14 protein-coding genes are annotated in these 13,989 nt (G+C 66.6%); 10 read left to right on the top strand and 4 right to left on the bottom strand.

Going from position 1 to position 13,989, the window contains the following annotated elements; genetic code table 11:
- Window positions 1-67 precede the first annotated feature (67 nt).
- On the bottom strand, window positions 68-247 hold the full coding sequence (locus tag NWF22_RS24550; RefSeq protein WP_202399126.1) for a type II toxin-antitoxin system Phd/YefM family antitoxin: 180 nt from the start codon (window positions 245-247) through the stop codon (window positions 68-70).
- Between the two features lie 684 nt (window positions 248-931).
- Complete coding sequence (locus NWF22_RS09245; protein ID WP_160904579.1) at window positions 932-2,119, bottom strand: Fic family protein; 1,188 nt, start codon at window positions 2,117-2,119, stop codon at window positions 932-934.
- A gap of 180 nt (window positions 2,120-2,299) precedes the next feature.
- Here NWF22_RS09245 and NWF22_RS09240 point away from each other — a divergent pair, with 180 nt between their 5' ends.
- From NWF22_RS09240 to NWF22_RS09230, 3 genes are all read left to right on the top strand, one after another.
- Window positions 2,300-3,100: a cyclase family protein gene (locus NWF22_RS09240; protein WP_160904580.1), complete on the top strand. Its 801-nt coding sequence runs from the start codon at window positions 2,300-2,302 to the stop codon at window positions 3,098-3,100.
- Window positions 3,097-4,764, top strand: a complete 1,668-nt coding sequence (locus NWF22_RS09235) for a thiamine pyrophosphate-binding protein (RefSeq protein ID WP_160904581.1) — start codon at window positions 3,097-3,099, stop codon at window positions 4,762-4,764. The genes NWF22_RS09240 and NWF22_RS09235 overlap by 4 nt, the downstream gene beginning before the upstream one ends.
- Window positions 4,765-6,084: 1,320 nt before the next feature.
- Window positions 6,085-6,438 carry a DUF2200 domain-containing protein gene (locus NWF22_RS09230; protein ID WP_160904582.1) on the top strand — a complete coding sequence of 118 codons (354 nt, stop codon included), beginning with the start codon at window positions 6,085-6,087 and terminating at the stop codon, window positions 6,436-6,438.
- Window positions 6,439-6,518: 80 nt separating this feature from the next.
- On the opposite strand, the gene NWF22_RS09225 is transcribed toward NWF22_RS09230, so the two are convergent.
- Together NWF22_RS09225 and NWF22_RS09220 are read right to left on the bottom strand one after the other, a co-directional pair.
- On the bottom strand, window positions 6,519-7,508 hold the full coding sequence (locus NWF22_RS09225) for an ADP-ribosylglycohydrolase family protein (RefSeq protein ID WP_160904583.1): 990 nt from the start codon (window positions 7,506-7,508) through the stop codon (window positions 6,519-6,521).
- A 64-nt stretch (window positions 7,509-7,572) separates the two neighbouring features.
- On the bottom strand, window positions 7,573-8,850 hold the full coding sequence (locus NWF22_RS09220) for a vWA domain-containing protein (protein ID WP_160904584.1): 1,278 nt from the start codon (window positions 8,848-8,850) through the stop codon (window positions 7,573-7,575).
- A 97-nt stretch (window positions 8,851-8,947) separates the two neighbouring features.
- Here NWF22_RS09220 and NWF22_RS09215 point away from each other — a divergent pair, with 97 nt between their 5' ends.
- The 7 genes from NWF22_RS09215 to NWF22_RS09185 all read left to right on the top strand — a co-directional run bounded on the left by NWF22_RS09215 (window position 8,948) and on the right by NWF22_RS09185 (window position 13,987).
- Window positions 8,948-9,667 (top strand): NUDIX hydrolase, encoded by a 720-nt coding sequence (locus tag NWF22_RS09215; RefSeq protein ID WP_160904585.1) that lies wholly within the window; start codon window positions 8,948-8,950, stop codon window positions 9,665-9,667.
- Window positions 9,668-9,787: 120 nt separating this feature from the next.
- Window positions 9,788-10,189 (top strand): hypothetical protein, encoded by a 402-nt coding sequence (locus NWF22_RS09210; protein ID WP_160904586.1) that lies wholly within the window; start codon window positions 9,788-9,790, stop codon window positions 10,187-10,189.
- 104 nt (window positions 10,190-10,293) lie between these two features.
- Window positions 10,294-10,572 carry a type II toxin-antitoxin system Phd/YefM family antitoxin gene (locus NWF22_RS09205; protein WP_160904587.1) on the top strand — a complete coding sequence of 93 codons (279 nt, stop codon included), beginning with the start codon at window positions 10,294-10,296 and terminating at the stop codon, window positions 10,570-10,572.
- 34 nt (window positions 10,573-10,606) lie between these two features.
- Window positions 10,607-10,978 (top strand): type II toxin-antitoxin system VapC family toxin, encoded by a 372-nt coding sequence (locus NWF22_RS09200; RefSeq protein ID WP_202399127.1) that lies wholly within the window; start codon window positions 10,607-10,609, stop codon window positions 10,976-10,978.
- Between the two features lie 122 nt (window positions 10,979-11,100).
- On the top strand, window positions 11,101-11,898 hold the full coding sequence (locus tag NWF22_RS09195; RefSeq protein WP_160904589.1) for an oxygenase MpaB family protein: 798 nt from the start codon (window positions 11,101-11,103) through the stop codon (window positions 11,896-11,898).
- 96 nt (window positions 11,899-11,994) lie between these two features.
- Window positions 11,995-12,324, top strand: coding sequence for a hypothetical protein (locus tag NWF22_RS09190; protein WP_160904590.1), 330 nt, complete (start codon window positions 11,995-11,997; stop codon window positions 12,322-12,324).
- Window positions 12,325-12,421: 97 nt separating this feature from the next.
- The gene (locus tag NWF22_RS09185; protein ID WP_160904591.1) at window positions 12,422-13,987 is read left to right on the top strand and encodes an acyl--CoA ligase family protein; all 1,566 of its coding nucleotides are present in this window, start codon (window positions 12,422-12,424) and stop codon (window positions 13,985-13,987) included.
- The last annotated feature ends 2 nt before the right edge of the window (window positions 13,988-13,989 follow it).

Raw genomic sequence — 13,989 nt, 5'->3', positions numbered from 1 at the left:
GTCACGCATGGTGGCGAGTTCGCGTGACAAGTCCGGGCCTGGTTGTGGGAATTCGAGGTCGCGGATGTCACGCCGCGGCGGACGCGCTGCCCCCGAGGCGATCAGCCCTGCAAGGCGACGCGGGAATCGGTGTCAACTGCGCGACGGGCCAACCTCGGTCGGTGATGATCACGGTCTCACCGGCAGCCGCTTGCGCGACTACTGCTGGCGCATTCTGCTTGAGCGCGCGAATGCCAACCTCGGACATGTACTACAACGTAACCCATCGGCTGTTCACTCCGTGGTCACTGTAGATAGTGAGCACTTGGTGCGACGTCGAGTCGTCTGCCGCTCTTGGCGCAGAGGACGGGGACACGAAACCGTCAGCCGACAAATTTCGATTGTGGCTACGGCCACCAGGGGCTGCCAGATGGGCAGACGTCCGGCAGCACGACTGCGTCTCGCGTCAGATGGGTCACCATCGCCCACACGATCAAAATCGCGATTACCAAAGTGATGGCCGGCGCGGCGTATGCAAACCGAGACGTTCCTCGGATGAGTGCCGCATAGGCGATGCCGGTGACGACAAGGGTTCCCCAAGGCGACTATCGGCAACCAGAAGAAGATAAGGCCGACCCCGTTGACCGAGTACAGCGGATCACATGCCGCCCCGACCCGCTGCTGCAGGGCCCCGACCGCCAGGGCTGCGCCGCCGGCGAGAACAACACACCAGACCGCGCCGAGACGCCGAAGCCAGTTCATGATCCACTCCCGTATTCGATGTGGGGCACATCGGAGCCGAGAGTCCGGCCAGAATCTCGAGAGCAGCTGTGACCATCAACATTTCCCCTTTTGCCCCTGATCGCACACGATTGTGCCAGTCCCGCAATTCTCGGGCGTGGGAGCCGGTCGTCCGAATGACTGTTAGCCGGACGTCAACGCGTGATACCCGTCAATCCTCCAGCATCCGCCGACCTATCGCCGCCGACAACGCGTCCAGTTCGGCGAGCACGTCGACAGCCGCCCAGACCTGGTTGCGTTTGGCGGTCGACAGCGGTTCCAGAATTCCGATCGCGGTCAACCGGCCCAACGCTCGGTAGGTACTCGCATCCGAGGTCTTGGTGATCTGTTGTGCCGCATCGGCATCGAGGACAGGTGTGCCGAGGAGTCGGTCGAGGAGCGCGGCATCGGCCGAGTTGGCACGAGGACGTGCGCGTTCGTCCCACAGCGCGGGCAAGCTTGCGAGTGCTCGGGCGGACTCTTCCGACGCGGCAGCGGCATCCAACGTTCCCGCTGCCACATAGTCGACAAATCCATCGACATCGCCGCGACGGTAGTCGCCCAGCTTCGCGAAGTACTTCGTGGTGTCCGCCAGCATCGCGGAAGCCAGTGGGACAGTGATGCGTTCGGTGAGGCCGCGTCGTCGTAGGATCGCGCTGATCAACGCGCGCCCGATGCGCCCGTTGCCGTCGACGAACCGATGGATGGACTCGAACTGGGCGTGCGCGATCGCCGCGTGTGCCAGCACCGGCAGGTCGGTGCGATTGCAGAACCGAATCAGATCGTCCATGAGCGGCGCGACGAACTCCGGTGGGGGAGGAATGTACATGGCGTGCAGAGGCGAGTGGTCGCTGCCGCCGATCCAGTTCTGCACCTCCCGCAGCGCGCCGGCGTCCCGCGCTTGGTAGTAGTCGGGAGCCATGAGCATCGCGTGGGCGCGGAGGATGAGGTCGAGGGTGATCGGCCCGTCGCCGGCGGCATCGACCATGGCGATCAGCGCGTGAACCGCGGCGAGCTGCGACTGGGCTTCGGCACTGGCCTTTCCGCCCGCAAGCGCCTTGCCGAAAGCGTGCCAGCCGGCGTCGATGTGCTCGATCTTCGACGACGCCACCGACTCGCTGCGCAGCAGGAAGTCGGCCAGCGGCGCCAAGTGTGCGCCGTACCCGGCCTCGAGTCGCGCAACCGCGATCACCGCCGCCTCGTGGGACCGCGCAACCCGGCCTGTGGGGTCGTACTGCAGGTCGGCGATCCGCGGAGGGATCGACACGTTGATGGTCCGCAACATCCGATCCGCGCGCGATCCCGAACGACCGCGCGCTACCCAGGCGCGCTCCTCGACTCGGGAACTGGGCCAGTTCATGCGTACTCCGTAGTGCAAAAGGTACAAGAGCGACTGGCTAAGTGTACTTTCTCATGGCTAAACTTAGCTATACGTCTGATAGTTGCTTCTTGGGTATGGCGCGGGCGTCCATCATGACGACCCCGCGCGGCCGCGCCGACCGACTACCGTCGTGGGCAGCCACCGAACCAAGGAGCAGCCATGACCTCCCCGCAGGCCGACGCCGTCGTCTCGACCTTCCTGTCCGCCCTGTCCACCGGCGACCTCGAGGTCATCGACCTGACCACCCCGCTCAGCGCCGCGACTCCGGCGCTGCGGCTGCCCGACCCGTTCGTCAACCTCATCGACTTCAGCCTCGAGGAGGTCAGCGCCTACAACGAGCCCGGTCCGTTCTGGCGGCACAACAACATCCACACCGGCGAGCACATCGGCACCCACCTCGACGCACCGGTCCATTGGATCACCGGCCGCGACGGTGACGACGTCTCCCAGATCCCCGTGCAGCGACTGATCGGGCCGGCCGCGGTCATCGACCTCACCGCCAAGGTGGCCGACAACCCCGACTACCTGCTCACCATCGCCGACGTCGAGGAGTGGGAGACCACCTACGGCCAGCTCGCCGCCGGCACATGGCTGCTGCTGCGCACCGGGTGGGAGACGCGCGGCGGGTCGCAGGAGGAGTTCCTCAACGCCGACGACACCGGCTCACACACCCCGGGGGTCGCCGTCGACTGCGCCGAATGGCTGGCCAGCCAGCGCGACATCACCGGCCTCGGCGTGGAAACCGTCGGCGTGGACGCCGGTATGGCGGGCGGCTTCGACCCCGTCTTCCCCGTGCACTACTACTTCCTCGGCAACGACAAGTACGGTCTGACCTCGTTGCGTAACCTCGGTGCGCTGCCGGCCACCGGCGCGATGCTGGTGGTGAGTCCGCTGCCCATCGTCGGCGGCACGGGCAGCCCGTCGCGGGTGCTGGCTGTGGTGGACAAGGCGGGTGCGTGAGCACCTACGGACCCACCGTCGCCGACGTTGTCGGCCGCGTGCTGGCCGACCTCGGCGCCGGCCACTGCTTCGGGGTGGTGGGCAGCGGCAACTTCGTGATGACCAACGCCCTGCGCGCCGGTGGGGTGCCGTTCACCGCAGCCCGCCACGAAGGCGGCGCGGCGACGATGGCCGACGCCTACTCCCGCATGTCGTCGCGCGTGGGAATCGTGTCCCTGCACCAGGGATGCGGGCTCACCAACGCGATGACCGGCATCACCGAGGCCGCCAAGAGTCGCACCCCGATGATCGTGCTCACCGCCGACAGCCCTGCCGCCGCCCTGCGCTCCAACTTCCGTATCGACCAGGACGCGTTGGTACGCAGCGTCGGCGCGGTCAGCGAGCGGGTCTACTCGGCGGACACCGCACTCGCCGATGTGGTGCGCGCGTACCGGACTGCGGTCACGCAACGCCGGACCGTGGTGCTGAATGTGGCCATCGACGTGGCGGCGATGCCGGCGTCGGTGGACGGGCCGATCTCGCCGAGGTTCGAGCAGCCGCGCGTGCGGCCGGATGTCGGCACGGTTCGTGACCTGGTGGGTCTGATCGGGGCGTCGCAGCGGCCGGTGTTCGTGGCCGGTCGGGGCGCGCGCAACGCGGGTCCGGTGATCGATGCGCTGGCGGCGACCACCGGCGCGTTGGTGGCGACGTCGGCGGTGGCCAACGGCCTCTTCGCCGGTGACCCGTTCGATCTCGGTATCTCCGGTGGGTTTTCGTCGCCGACGACCGCCGAGCTGATCGCTGACGCTGACCTCATCGTCGGCTGGGGATGCGCGCTGAATCAGTGGACGATGCGCCACGGCAAGCTGATCGGCGCCAACACCCGGGTGGTGCAGGTCGACGACGACGTGGACGCGATCGGTGCACACCGCCCGGTCGCGCTCGGGGTGGTCGGCGACTGCGGGCTGACCGCGGCCGACGTGCTCGACGAGATCCGGCGCATCGGCGCGGCTCCGGCGCCGCGTTACCGCACCGATGAGGTCCGCTCGCGCATCGCCGAATCGTCACGCTGGCAGGATGTTCCGGTCGACGACATCTCCACCGCCGACCGCATCGATCCGCGCGCGCTGACCATCGCGCTCGACGAGACCCTGCCCGCCGACCGGGTGCTGTCGATCGACTCCGGCAACTTCATGGGCTACCCGTCCACCCACCTGTCGGTGCCGGACGAGAACGGCTTCTGCTTCACCCAGGCCTACCAATCCATCGGCCTCGGCCTGTACACCGCGATCGGAGCCGCACTCGCCCAACCGAATCGGCTACCTGTGCTCGGCACCGGCGACGGCGGCTTCCTGATGAGCATCGCCGAACTCGACACCGCAGTCCGGCTCGGTCTGCCGCTGGTGGTCATCGTCTACAACGACTCCGCCTACGGCGCCGAGGTGCATCACTTCACCGACGGCGACCACGACACGGTCACCTTCCCGGACACCGACATCGCCTCGATTGCTCGTGGATTCGGGGCCGAGGGCGTGACGGTGCGAAGCGTCGACGATCTGGGCGCGGTGCGCGCGTGGGTTGACGGCTACCGGGAAGCGGGTTCGGCCCGGCCGCTCGTCGTCGATGCGAAGATCGCCGATGACGGCGGGTCGTGGTGGTTGGCGGAGGCGTTTGCAGGGCACTGACACTTTGAACGTGCAGTCGCCGCAGCGTTCCAATCCGGCTGGGTCGGCTCCATCATAAGCGCGAAAGTCTCGAACTTGGCATGACTGCCGGAGGCCAAATTGTCACTGTCTTCAGGAAGACGATCTGACGAGTCGTGGGTGTGCTGGGTCATAGTTCGCTGTGAACCGGTCGGACTCAGTGCATCGGCGCCGTTTGCCAGCCAGATGCTCAATCTGAGGATGCGTCGTGCGCCTGCAACCCTCATCCAAGATATCCGTTTCGCGCCGCTGAGTTCCACCTTTTCGTCCGCGTCGAAAGTAGGCGAGGCGCCATGATCCAAGCCCCTTCGGGTTGCGGCGAGCCTGAGCTTGGACTGGCGGGCCTTTCCCGCCCAGGCGGCGATACCAGTCATGCCGCTGGCGCGTACTGAATAGGCCTCTGCTGCCCGAGCATCAGTGGGCCCGAGGAGCCCCCACTCGGCCCTGAGCCTTGCCACTGCCGGGAGGAGCGGGTCGTCATGCAACAGGCGCCGCCCCATGAGTGTGAGCCTCATCTCGGCGGCGTCCGAAAAGACCTCACCAGACAGGAAGGAAACCGACATTAGTTGAGCGGTTACGGCGCCGGCGAGCACAAGAGTGAGTAGTCCGTGCGCCGCTTGGCCTAACCAAAACATGGCCACCCCGACGACGATTCCGACAACCATCGCCACGAAAGTGGTCAGCCACAGCGCGAAAGCTGTGAACAGAGCGAGAATGAGTGCCCCGAGGCTCGCTGTCTTTGGCCTCGTGGCTTGGTCGATCAAGTCTCGCGCGGCGATCAGTGGTAGGAAGTCACTCGGCGAGTGCGTCGCTGGTGTTTCCGCGGAGGCCGCTGGTATTTGCGTACAAATCTCGTTCCACTCATTCATGTGTGTGTTTCTCTTACGTCGACCACCCACAACGGAACGGACATAATTTGTAAACCATCGCAAGAACTGCGTCACGATAATGACTGCTGTTGCGATCGCTACGCCTTTCCAGTTCACAGCGACGATCTGGTTAGCTACTTCGGTTGTCACCTTTTCCCGACCTCCGTATCCAAGGCCAAACCCTTCTGGGTCTGTAGGCGTACGGTCGCACGTCGCACCGACAGACAAGCACGAGCGGACTGTCGAGGATCGATACGGGAACTGGACTCTGGAAACGCGCGTCAAGCCGAGAGCGATCTAGCGGACGGCGCGAAGTGGGAGTTTGGTGCGATCGGCGGAATGGCGTGCAACGATGGCGAGCATCACGCACGTGCGACGTGGGATTCAGGGCTGTCCTGGCACAATCATCCCCACCCGACGAAGGAGACCGACGATGGCCGAGCATCGCATCTTCACGATGAGCTTCGCCAGCATCTACCCGCACTATGTGGCGAAGGCCGAGCGCAAGGACCACACCAAGGCGGAGGTCGACCAGGTGATCACCTGGCTCACCGGCTACGACCACGCCGGCCTGGAGAAGGTGATCGCCGACGAGACCGACCTGAGAACCTTCTTCGCCGAGGCGCCCGCCTTCAACCCGAACGCCGAACTCATCACCGGCGTCATCTGCGGACACCGCGTCGAGGAGATCGAGGACCCGCTGATGCAGAAGATCCGCTACATGGACAAACTCGTCGACGAAGTCGCCAAGGGGAAGAAGATGACGTCGATCCTGCGGGGCAGCTGACCCCGCGCAATCACATGGGGAACTGACATCCACACAGGCTGCAACCGGTGTGGATGTCAGTTCCCCATGTGATTGGGACGTCATTGACCTGGTTGCACGGCACCGGCGAGGGCGATGAGGTCACGTGCGGTATGCGGGCGGCCATTGTCGTGCGGCCAACCATGCACCGCCTCTCGCCATTCATCGGGCACGGAACTCGCGCCCCACCTCGCCCCGAGCAACCCGCCCGCGATCGCCGCGACGGTGTCGGTGTCGTTGCCGATCCGGATCGCCGCGTAGAGCGCATTCTCGAGGTGCGCCGCATCATCGGCCGGAGTATGCGTGATCGCGGCCGTGGCCGCCTGCAGAGCGGCCACCGTGAACCCGTTGGGTGCGAACGTGGTCGGATCGCAGGTCAGGGCGTCGTCGAGCCAGCGCTTCCACTGGTCTGCCCGGTCCGCGGGTAGGAGGTCGAGTCCGGCGAAGACGTCGATGCGTCCGTCGAGCACGGCGACCCGAATCGCCTCACACCACAGCACGCACGAATCGCCGGCGAGCGGATCGGCGTGCGTTAGCGACGCGACCAGGCGAGCGGCCTCGGCGAGCCGATCCCGGTCGTCGAGGTGGGCCAGCACGACCGGTGCGGTACGCATCAGTGCGCCGTTTCCGGCGGAGTGCGGATGTGCGGCAGCGTAACTCGCGGCTTCCTCCCGCATCACCCGACTCACGCCGGACTCGCCAGCACTGAGACGACGACGAGTCGCGCTCAACACCGCCCGGGTCTGTACGCCGACGTCAGGCGGACCGTCGTCGAACCATTGCAGGAAGTTCTCGGCGATGGCGTCGAGGGCGTCGTCGGTGGTGAGGTCGGCGCCGGTGGCTGCGACGAGAGCGATCGCCATGGCCAGCGAGGTGTCGTCGCTCCACTCGCCGGGTGCGAAGGGACCGAGGCCGCCGCCGAGCATCTGCGGGGTCTCGTCGGCGCGCAGGATGCGGCACTCGAATTCGTAGGGGACGCCGAGGGCGTCGCCGACGGCGGTGCCGAGGAGAACGCCTGTGGCGCGGTCGAGTTGGGTGGGGGAGAGGAGCAAGTGGGGTCTCCTGTTGGGGTGGTGGTGCTGGTTTCGATACGCCACTCACTACGTTCGCGCCTACTCAACCAGCGGATGGCCGACGACCGCGCTTGCGGTTGCCGAGGTGGTAGGAGTCGCGGGTCGCCTTGGAGGCGTAGATGGCTCCGGTAATCGGGGCCTCGGCGCTGAGTTCCTCGATCATCTGCAGCTCCTGATCGATCAACGCGCGCTCGGCCGGCATCGCCAAGACGGACGCCGCCTGCAGCCGGTCGCGGGATGCCCGCATCGACGCCAGGCCGCCGTCGAGGTCGCCGGCCTCGTATGCCTGCGACGCCTCCAACTTCGCCGCCTGCCCTTCCTGATACAGCTTCTCCGACTGCACCTTCGGGTCGGGAACGCGGTCGCCGAGTTCGTCGCCGGGCACCACATTCACCGAGATCGGAAGCGACACCGTGTGTTCGGTGAGGGTGGCCGTTTCCACGTACCGCAACTCCAGGGTCGCGATCTGTGCGAGCCCCAATGCGGCGAGGCCGTCGACCTTCATCCGCAGCAACAGTTTCCGTTCCTCGAGTGCGTAGAGGTCGCCGAGCTCGATCATCACCTCGCCGTCGGCGGTCTGGTGTGCGGGCAGGTCGTTGTACACCGAGAGCTCCTGCACCTGCGGCACGAACCGCACCGTGAGTGTCACGGCCTGCGCCGACTTCGCCAGCAGTCCCTCGACCTCGTCGGCGATGGCGCCGCCGGCGGCGTCCGGGTCGTCGGCGAACACGTGGTTGCCGTTGCCGGAGCGGGCAATCGCCGAGAGCAGCGTCTCGTCATAGCCGCGGCCGTACCCCAACGTGGAGGTGATGATGCCGTCGGCGGCGGCCTTGGCGGTGATGCTCGCGAACTCGTCGAGATCCTGAAGCCCGCGGTTGACGTGCCCGTCGCTGATCACCAGCACCGTTCCGCCGCGGATGCCGGCCGCGGTGGTGGCGCGACGCAGTTCCTGCAGCCCGCGCAGGTAGCCCGACGACAGGTCGGTGCACCCGCCGGCCGTGATCGCGGTGATCGCGTCGGTGGCGCGTTGCTTGTCGGCCAAGGGCGCGGCGGGGACCACGACCTGCGCGGAGTCGTCGAAGGTGACCACACCGAACACGTCGGACGGAGCGAGCTGCGCGACCACCCCGGCCAACGCCGTGCGGGCACCGTCGAGCGGCGGCCCGGACATCGACCCGCTGCGGTCGAGCACCACCTGCAGCGCGGTGGGCGCGCGATCGGTGTCCGGGCCGGCGGGCGCCTGCAGTTCCAGCAACACGGTGACTTCGTCGGCGGCCTCGTGGGCCACCACCTCGACGTCGAGAGCGGCGGAGAGTTTCATGGTCATTCCTTCCTCCCACCTGGCATCTGACCGAGGCGGTGACTTTGCGCGATTCTGAGAATACTACTTTGCGCAGACATTCGCATAGGGTTGAGTCGTGAGTGCCCGCTCGACCTCTCGACTCAGCGACTATCCGCGGCCCAACGTCGCCGTCGACATCGCGGTACTCACGGTGCACGCCGGCTCGTTGTGCGTGGTGGTCCAACGCAACCCGGACTCCGCAGGAGCCGCGTTGCCGGGCCGGTTCGTCCGTGAACGGCACACCGTCGACGAGACGGTGCGTGAGGTCCTCGAACTCAAACTGGGGCTCTCGCCCGATCACGTCCGACCGCATCTGCTGGCGGTCTTCAGTGATCCTGACCGAGATCCTCGCGGGTGGACGATCTCGATCGCGCATGCCGTGGCGTTGCCGGCCGCGGACTTGTCCGACGTCGACGGCGAGCTCGCTGTGCTCGCCTCGGACGGTCGGTTGGCCTCAGGAGAGCGGCTGCTCTTCGACCACGACCAGATCATTGCAGCCGCCACCGACAATCTTCGCGATCGCTACGAGGACCAGCCCGATCCGGACAATCTGCTGCGTGCGCCCTACACGCTCTCGGAGCTGCGTGAGCTGCACGAAGCGATCCTCGGACGACGGCTGATGCGTGATTCGTTCAACCGCAGGGTGCAGCCGCTGCTGGCCGCCGAGATCGACTCCGAGGGCAAGCCCGCGACGCGGGTGGGTGGGGGTCGGCCGGCGCGGCTCTACAGCAAGGATGCGCCCCCGACGGCGACCTTCGGGTGGCGGTTGCCGACGGCGGAGGACGGCGAGCAGTGAACTGACCGGCTCGCCGAAACCGGCACACCGGGCCCACCCGCGGGTGCAGAATCAAGGCGCGATCGTCAACGGCGACGATCGGCCACGCCTGGCGTGGCGAGTTCGGCGATGAGGTGTGCAGTGTCCGACCACAGCCCGTATTCCGGCCCGCTATCGGGTCAAGCGCACCTGGACCGGATGCTCATCGTCGTGCTGGCGCTGGTCGGTGCGGCGACCACGATCGTGCTGTCGATGATGCCGGTGGCCCTCGGTGCCGACAGCAGCCCGGCCGTCATCGGTGTGATCGGATCGGTGAACATCTTCGGGTACGTGGCCGTGGCGCTGCTCGCCGCCCGAGGCCCCGTCCTCTGGAGCCTGGTCTGCCGGTTGTGTCTGATGGTCGTGGCGATCTCCGCGGTCGGCGCGGTGGCCCCGATGGCCGTGTCGGACACGTCGGTTGCCGGGACGAGTTTTCTGGTGGCGTTGTCGTCGCTGATGGCGTTCGTCATCCTCGGTTACGCGGTGTTGGATCGGCAGCGCTGACGGGTCGTGGCGGGGCGTGGCGACGGTGACGTGCGACGCAGGATGAGTTCGATCCATTTCTCGCGTGCACCGCGTTGTCTGACATACGTAGTACCCTCGGTGGCATGAGAACGGTCACCAAACGCGAGCTCAACCAGCAGACTGCGGCGGTGCTCGACCAGGTCACCGATGACGATCCCATCGTGGTGACCGAGCGAGGTAAGCCGCGGTGGCGGCTCACCACGGTCGCGGGTGGGGAATCGACGCTCGCGCGCCTCGAGCGCGAGGGCCGCTACACCCCGCCGTCGTCTGATCCGACTCCGTGGCCGGAGAGTCCTGGTGGGCCGCACTACACCGATGCGGAGGCCGACGCCTTGATTGACGAGATGCGCGGGGATCACTGATTTGCCCACTGGACTGATCTATTTGGACTCTTCCGTGGCGCTACGAACGATCCTGGACGTACCCGACCGTGAACGGTTACACACGTGGATGCAGACCCCGGGTCTGACATTTGTCTCGTCCAGGCTCTTGCGGACCGAGGTGACCCGGGTTCTGCGTCGCGACGGCAGATCGCTCACCGACGCGACACCGTTGTTCGATCGCGTGGGGATGCTCGACATCAGCCGGGAAACCCACACCGTCGCGGAGTCCATCGAACGGCACATCAAGACACTCGATGCGCTGCACCTTGCCACGGCGCTACTGGTCGGAGAACCGGTCACGGTGGCAACGCACGACACGACTATGCGGCAGGTGGCCGAACACCTGGGGCTGAACGTCACCGACCCCGTCGGCACCACCCGGTAGACAAGTTCGACCCAAGTCGGTTCGGCGTCCACCGCCGCGGGGACCGTCACGGGAGCTAATCTGATAACGTCTGTGTTCAGATGGCCGACGAAGAAGTCGACGCTGCGGCGAGGGGGAAAGCAATGGCGAATCCGACCGAACGCGGATGCGAGGCAACTCTCGACGAGAACTCCCTGCTCTGGCGGTACCTCGGCGACCGGCGGTATCTCCTGTCGATGTGTCGGGCGGTGTCGCTGCAGATGCTGCACCCGTCCATCGCGTCGGCAACCCACGAGTTCTCGCAGGTCAAGCGCCGCGTCTTCGTGCACAAGAGGCGCACGGCACCGTGCATCATCAAGTCCGCCTACGCCGATGATTTCGACGAGGTGCGCCTGATCCGCTACAGCCACGACCAATTCCACGGGCACCGGCCCGACGGGGCGCGCTATCACGCCCTCAACCCCGACGTGTTCTTCTTCGAGCACGCCACCTACGTCGACGCCCTGTTCACGTGTGTCGACGTGTTCTTCGGCGGCCTCGACGCCGCCGGCCGCGAGCAACTGTATGCCGAGACATGCGCGTGGTATCGGCGCTACGGCATCTCGACCCGGATGATGCCGGCCACCAAGGCCGAGTTCGACGAGTACTTCGCCGATGCGCTGGCCACCCAACTGAATCCGGAACCCGGACTCGGCTGGTACCGCGAGCAATTGCTGCGGCCGGATTTCTGGCAGTTCCGGCATCTGCCCACGCCGGCCGTACGGGCCATCCAGCATCCCGTGGCCGCCGAGTATCTCGGCATCACCGTGTCGCGCGCTGACCGGTGGGCGTTGGCGCGCAAGGCCGTTCGAATGTCCGCGATGGACGCGGTGTCGCCGACCCACAACATCTGGCCGAAGGATGTGCGGGACGTGGTGCTCGCGGCGCGCGCCCGGGCGTGAATATGTTGGCTGCCGACACGAGGCGCTGACTCCCCAGGGTCGACCATCCTCGCTCGTAGAGTGGGCGTGAACAGGAGCTGAAGGGTGGCCCGACCGATGAGCAAGAAGCGCGACGCGACCAGACGCCTCGAAGCCGACGTGGCCCGACTGCAGTCGGAGTTCACCCGCGTCGACACCGACCTGCGCACGCGGATCGCGCGACTGGAGAAGACCGCCGACGAGGTGCGGGCATTGGTGCACACGGCAACGGAGGCATCGTCCGTCGCGGATGATCAGTTGGTCGTGGCGCCCACGCTGCACACACCACCAACGCCGACAGCGGTTCAACGCCCGATGCCCGCCCCCGTTGCCTCCCCCGCCAAGAAGGCGATAGCGAACTGGCCGACCATCTCGCGAACCTACCTCGCGCCGACCGCCTCATCGTAGAGTTCCTCCGCCGGGTGTTGTTTCGTCCTCCGGCGGCCGCGGGGGGAGGAAGCCATACCCGGGGAACGAATCACGCGCGACAAGGAGCCGATCACCGATGACGGACCAACCCGCGGCAACACCCGCCGACTTCACGTTCGCTCCGCTCACGCCCGTGACGTTCCTGTCGCGCGCGGCCGCCGTGTTCGCCGAGCGCACCGCCATCATCGACGGTGACCGCACCTTCACCTACGCCGAGTTCCATCGACGGGCAGCGCAGCTGACCGCGGCGCTGGCCGACCTCGGCATCCAGCCGGGTGACCGCGTCGCGGCATTGTGCGCCAACAGTCACGTGATGCTGGAACTGCACAACGCGGTGCCGGGGTCCGCAGCGGTGTTGGTGCCGTTGAACATTCGACTCTCCGAGGCCGAGCTGGCCTACATTCTCGACCACAGCGGCGCGCGACTGCTGGTGGCGACACACGAGTTCGCGGACACGGCGCGGTCGGTCGCCGAAGCCGTCGGTATCCGGGTGGTGATCGCCGGTGGTGCCGACGACGAGTACGAGTCGTTGTTGAGCACGGATTCGGCGCCGGAATGGCGTGATGTCGACGAACGTGGTCTGCTCGCCATCAACTACACCTCGGGCACCACCGGGCGGCCCAAAGGCGTGATGTACCACCATCGGGGCGCCTACCTGCAGTCGCTGGCGATGGCGTATCACTCCGGTGTCGGACCGGGCTCGAACTACCTGTGGACGCTGCCGATGTTCCATTGCGATGGTTGGTGTTTCACGTGGGCACTCACCGCGGCCGGCGCCACCCACGTGTGCCTGCGCGCCATCGACACCGCGCAGATCTGGCATCATCTCACCTCCGACGGCATCACCCACTTCAGCGCCGCGCCGACGGTGCTGACGATGATCGCCGAGGACCCGGCCGCCGCGCCGCTCGAGCACACCGTGCAGGCCGCGACCGGAGGCGCACCACCCTCACCGTCGTTGTTGGCGCGGATGGCCGACCTCGGTATCGAGGTCACCCACCTGTACGGACTGACGGAGACGTTCGGCCCGATCGCCGTCAATCAGTGGCAACCCGAATGGGATGCGGGCGATCCGACCGAACGCGCAATCCTCAAGGCCCGACAGGGGATCGGCAACATCTCCGCCGGGTTGCTGCGGGTGGTGACCCCCAACGGTGCTGACGTCCCGGCCGACGCTGCCACCGAGGGCGAGTTGGTGGCCCGCGGCAACAACGTGATGCTCGGCTACTACCGGGACCCCGACGCCACCGCCGCGGCCACCGTCGACGGCTGGCTGCGTACCGGCGACGTCGCGGTGATGCACCCCGACGGCTACGCCGAGATCCGTGACCGCAGCAAGGATGTGATCATCTCCGGCGGTGAGAACATCGCGTCGGTGGAGGTGGAACGCGTGCTGGACAGTCATCCCGACGTCGTCGAGTCGGCCGTGGTGGCGCGCGCCGACGATCGGTGGGGTGAAGTGCCGGTCGCCTATGTGACGGTGCGTCGGGGCGCGGACCTGGGGACCGACGACCTCGTCGCCTTCGCCCGAGAACGTCTGGCGCGCTTCAAGGTTCCCAAACAGATCGTGTTCGCCGACCTGCCGAAGACGTCGACGGGCAAGATTCAGAAGAACGTGCTGCGGGGGCGGCGGGGCGACTAGAC

The sequence above is a fragment of the Gordonia mangrovi genome, assembly GCF_024734075.1.
In the GTDB taxonomy this organism is placed as follows: Bacteria; Actinomycetota; Actinomycetes; order Mycobacteriales; family Mycobacteriaceae; genus Gordonia; species Gordonia mangrovi.
This window is presented reverse-complemented; position numbering and strand designations above follow the sequence as displayed.

Bases quoted from the DNA above. Each gene is read 5' to 3' on its own strand.
- NWF22_RS09205 (WP_160904587.1), top strand. From the start codon at position 10,294: ATGAGAACGGTCACCAAACGCGAGCTCAACCAGCAGACTGCGGCGGTG.
- NWF22_RS09245 (WP_160904579.1), bottom strand. From the start codon at position 2,119: ATGAACTGGCCCAGTTCCCGAGTCGAGGAGCGCGCCTGGGTAGCGCGC.
- NWF22_RS09185 (WP_160904591.1), top strand. From the start codon at position 12,422: ATGACGGACCAACCCGCGGCAACACCCGCCGACTTCACGTTCGCTCCG.
- NWF22_RS09190 (WP_160904590.1), top strand. From the start codon at position 11,995: ATGAGCAAGAAGCGCGACGCGACCAGACGCCTCGAAGCCGACGTGGCC.
- NWF22_RS09240 (WP_160904580.1), top strand. From the start codon at position 2,300: ATGACCTCCCCGCAGGCCGACGCCGTCGTCTCGACCTTCCTGTCCGCC.
- NWF22_RS09195 (WP_160904589.1), top strand. From the start codon at position 11,101: ATGGCGAATCCGACCGAACGCGGATGCGAGGCAACTCTCGACGAGAAC.
- NWF22_RS09220 (WP_160904584.1), bottom strand. From the start codon at position 8,850: ATGAAACTCTCCGCCGCTCTCGACGTCGAGGTGGTGGCCCACGAGGCC.
- NWF22_RS09230 (WP_160904582.1), top strand. From the start codon at position 6,085: ATGGCCGAGCATCGCATCTTCACGATGAGCTTCGCCAGCATCTACCCG.
- NWF22_RS24550 (WP_202399126.1), bottom strand. From the start codon at position 247: ATGTCCGAGGTTGGCATTCGCGCGCTCAAGCAGAATGCGCCAGCAGTA.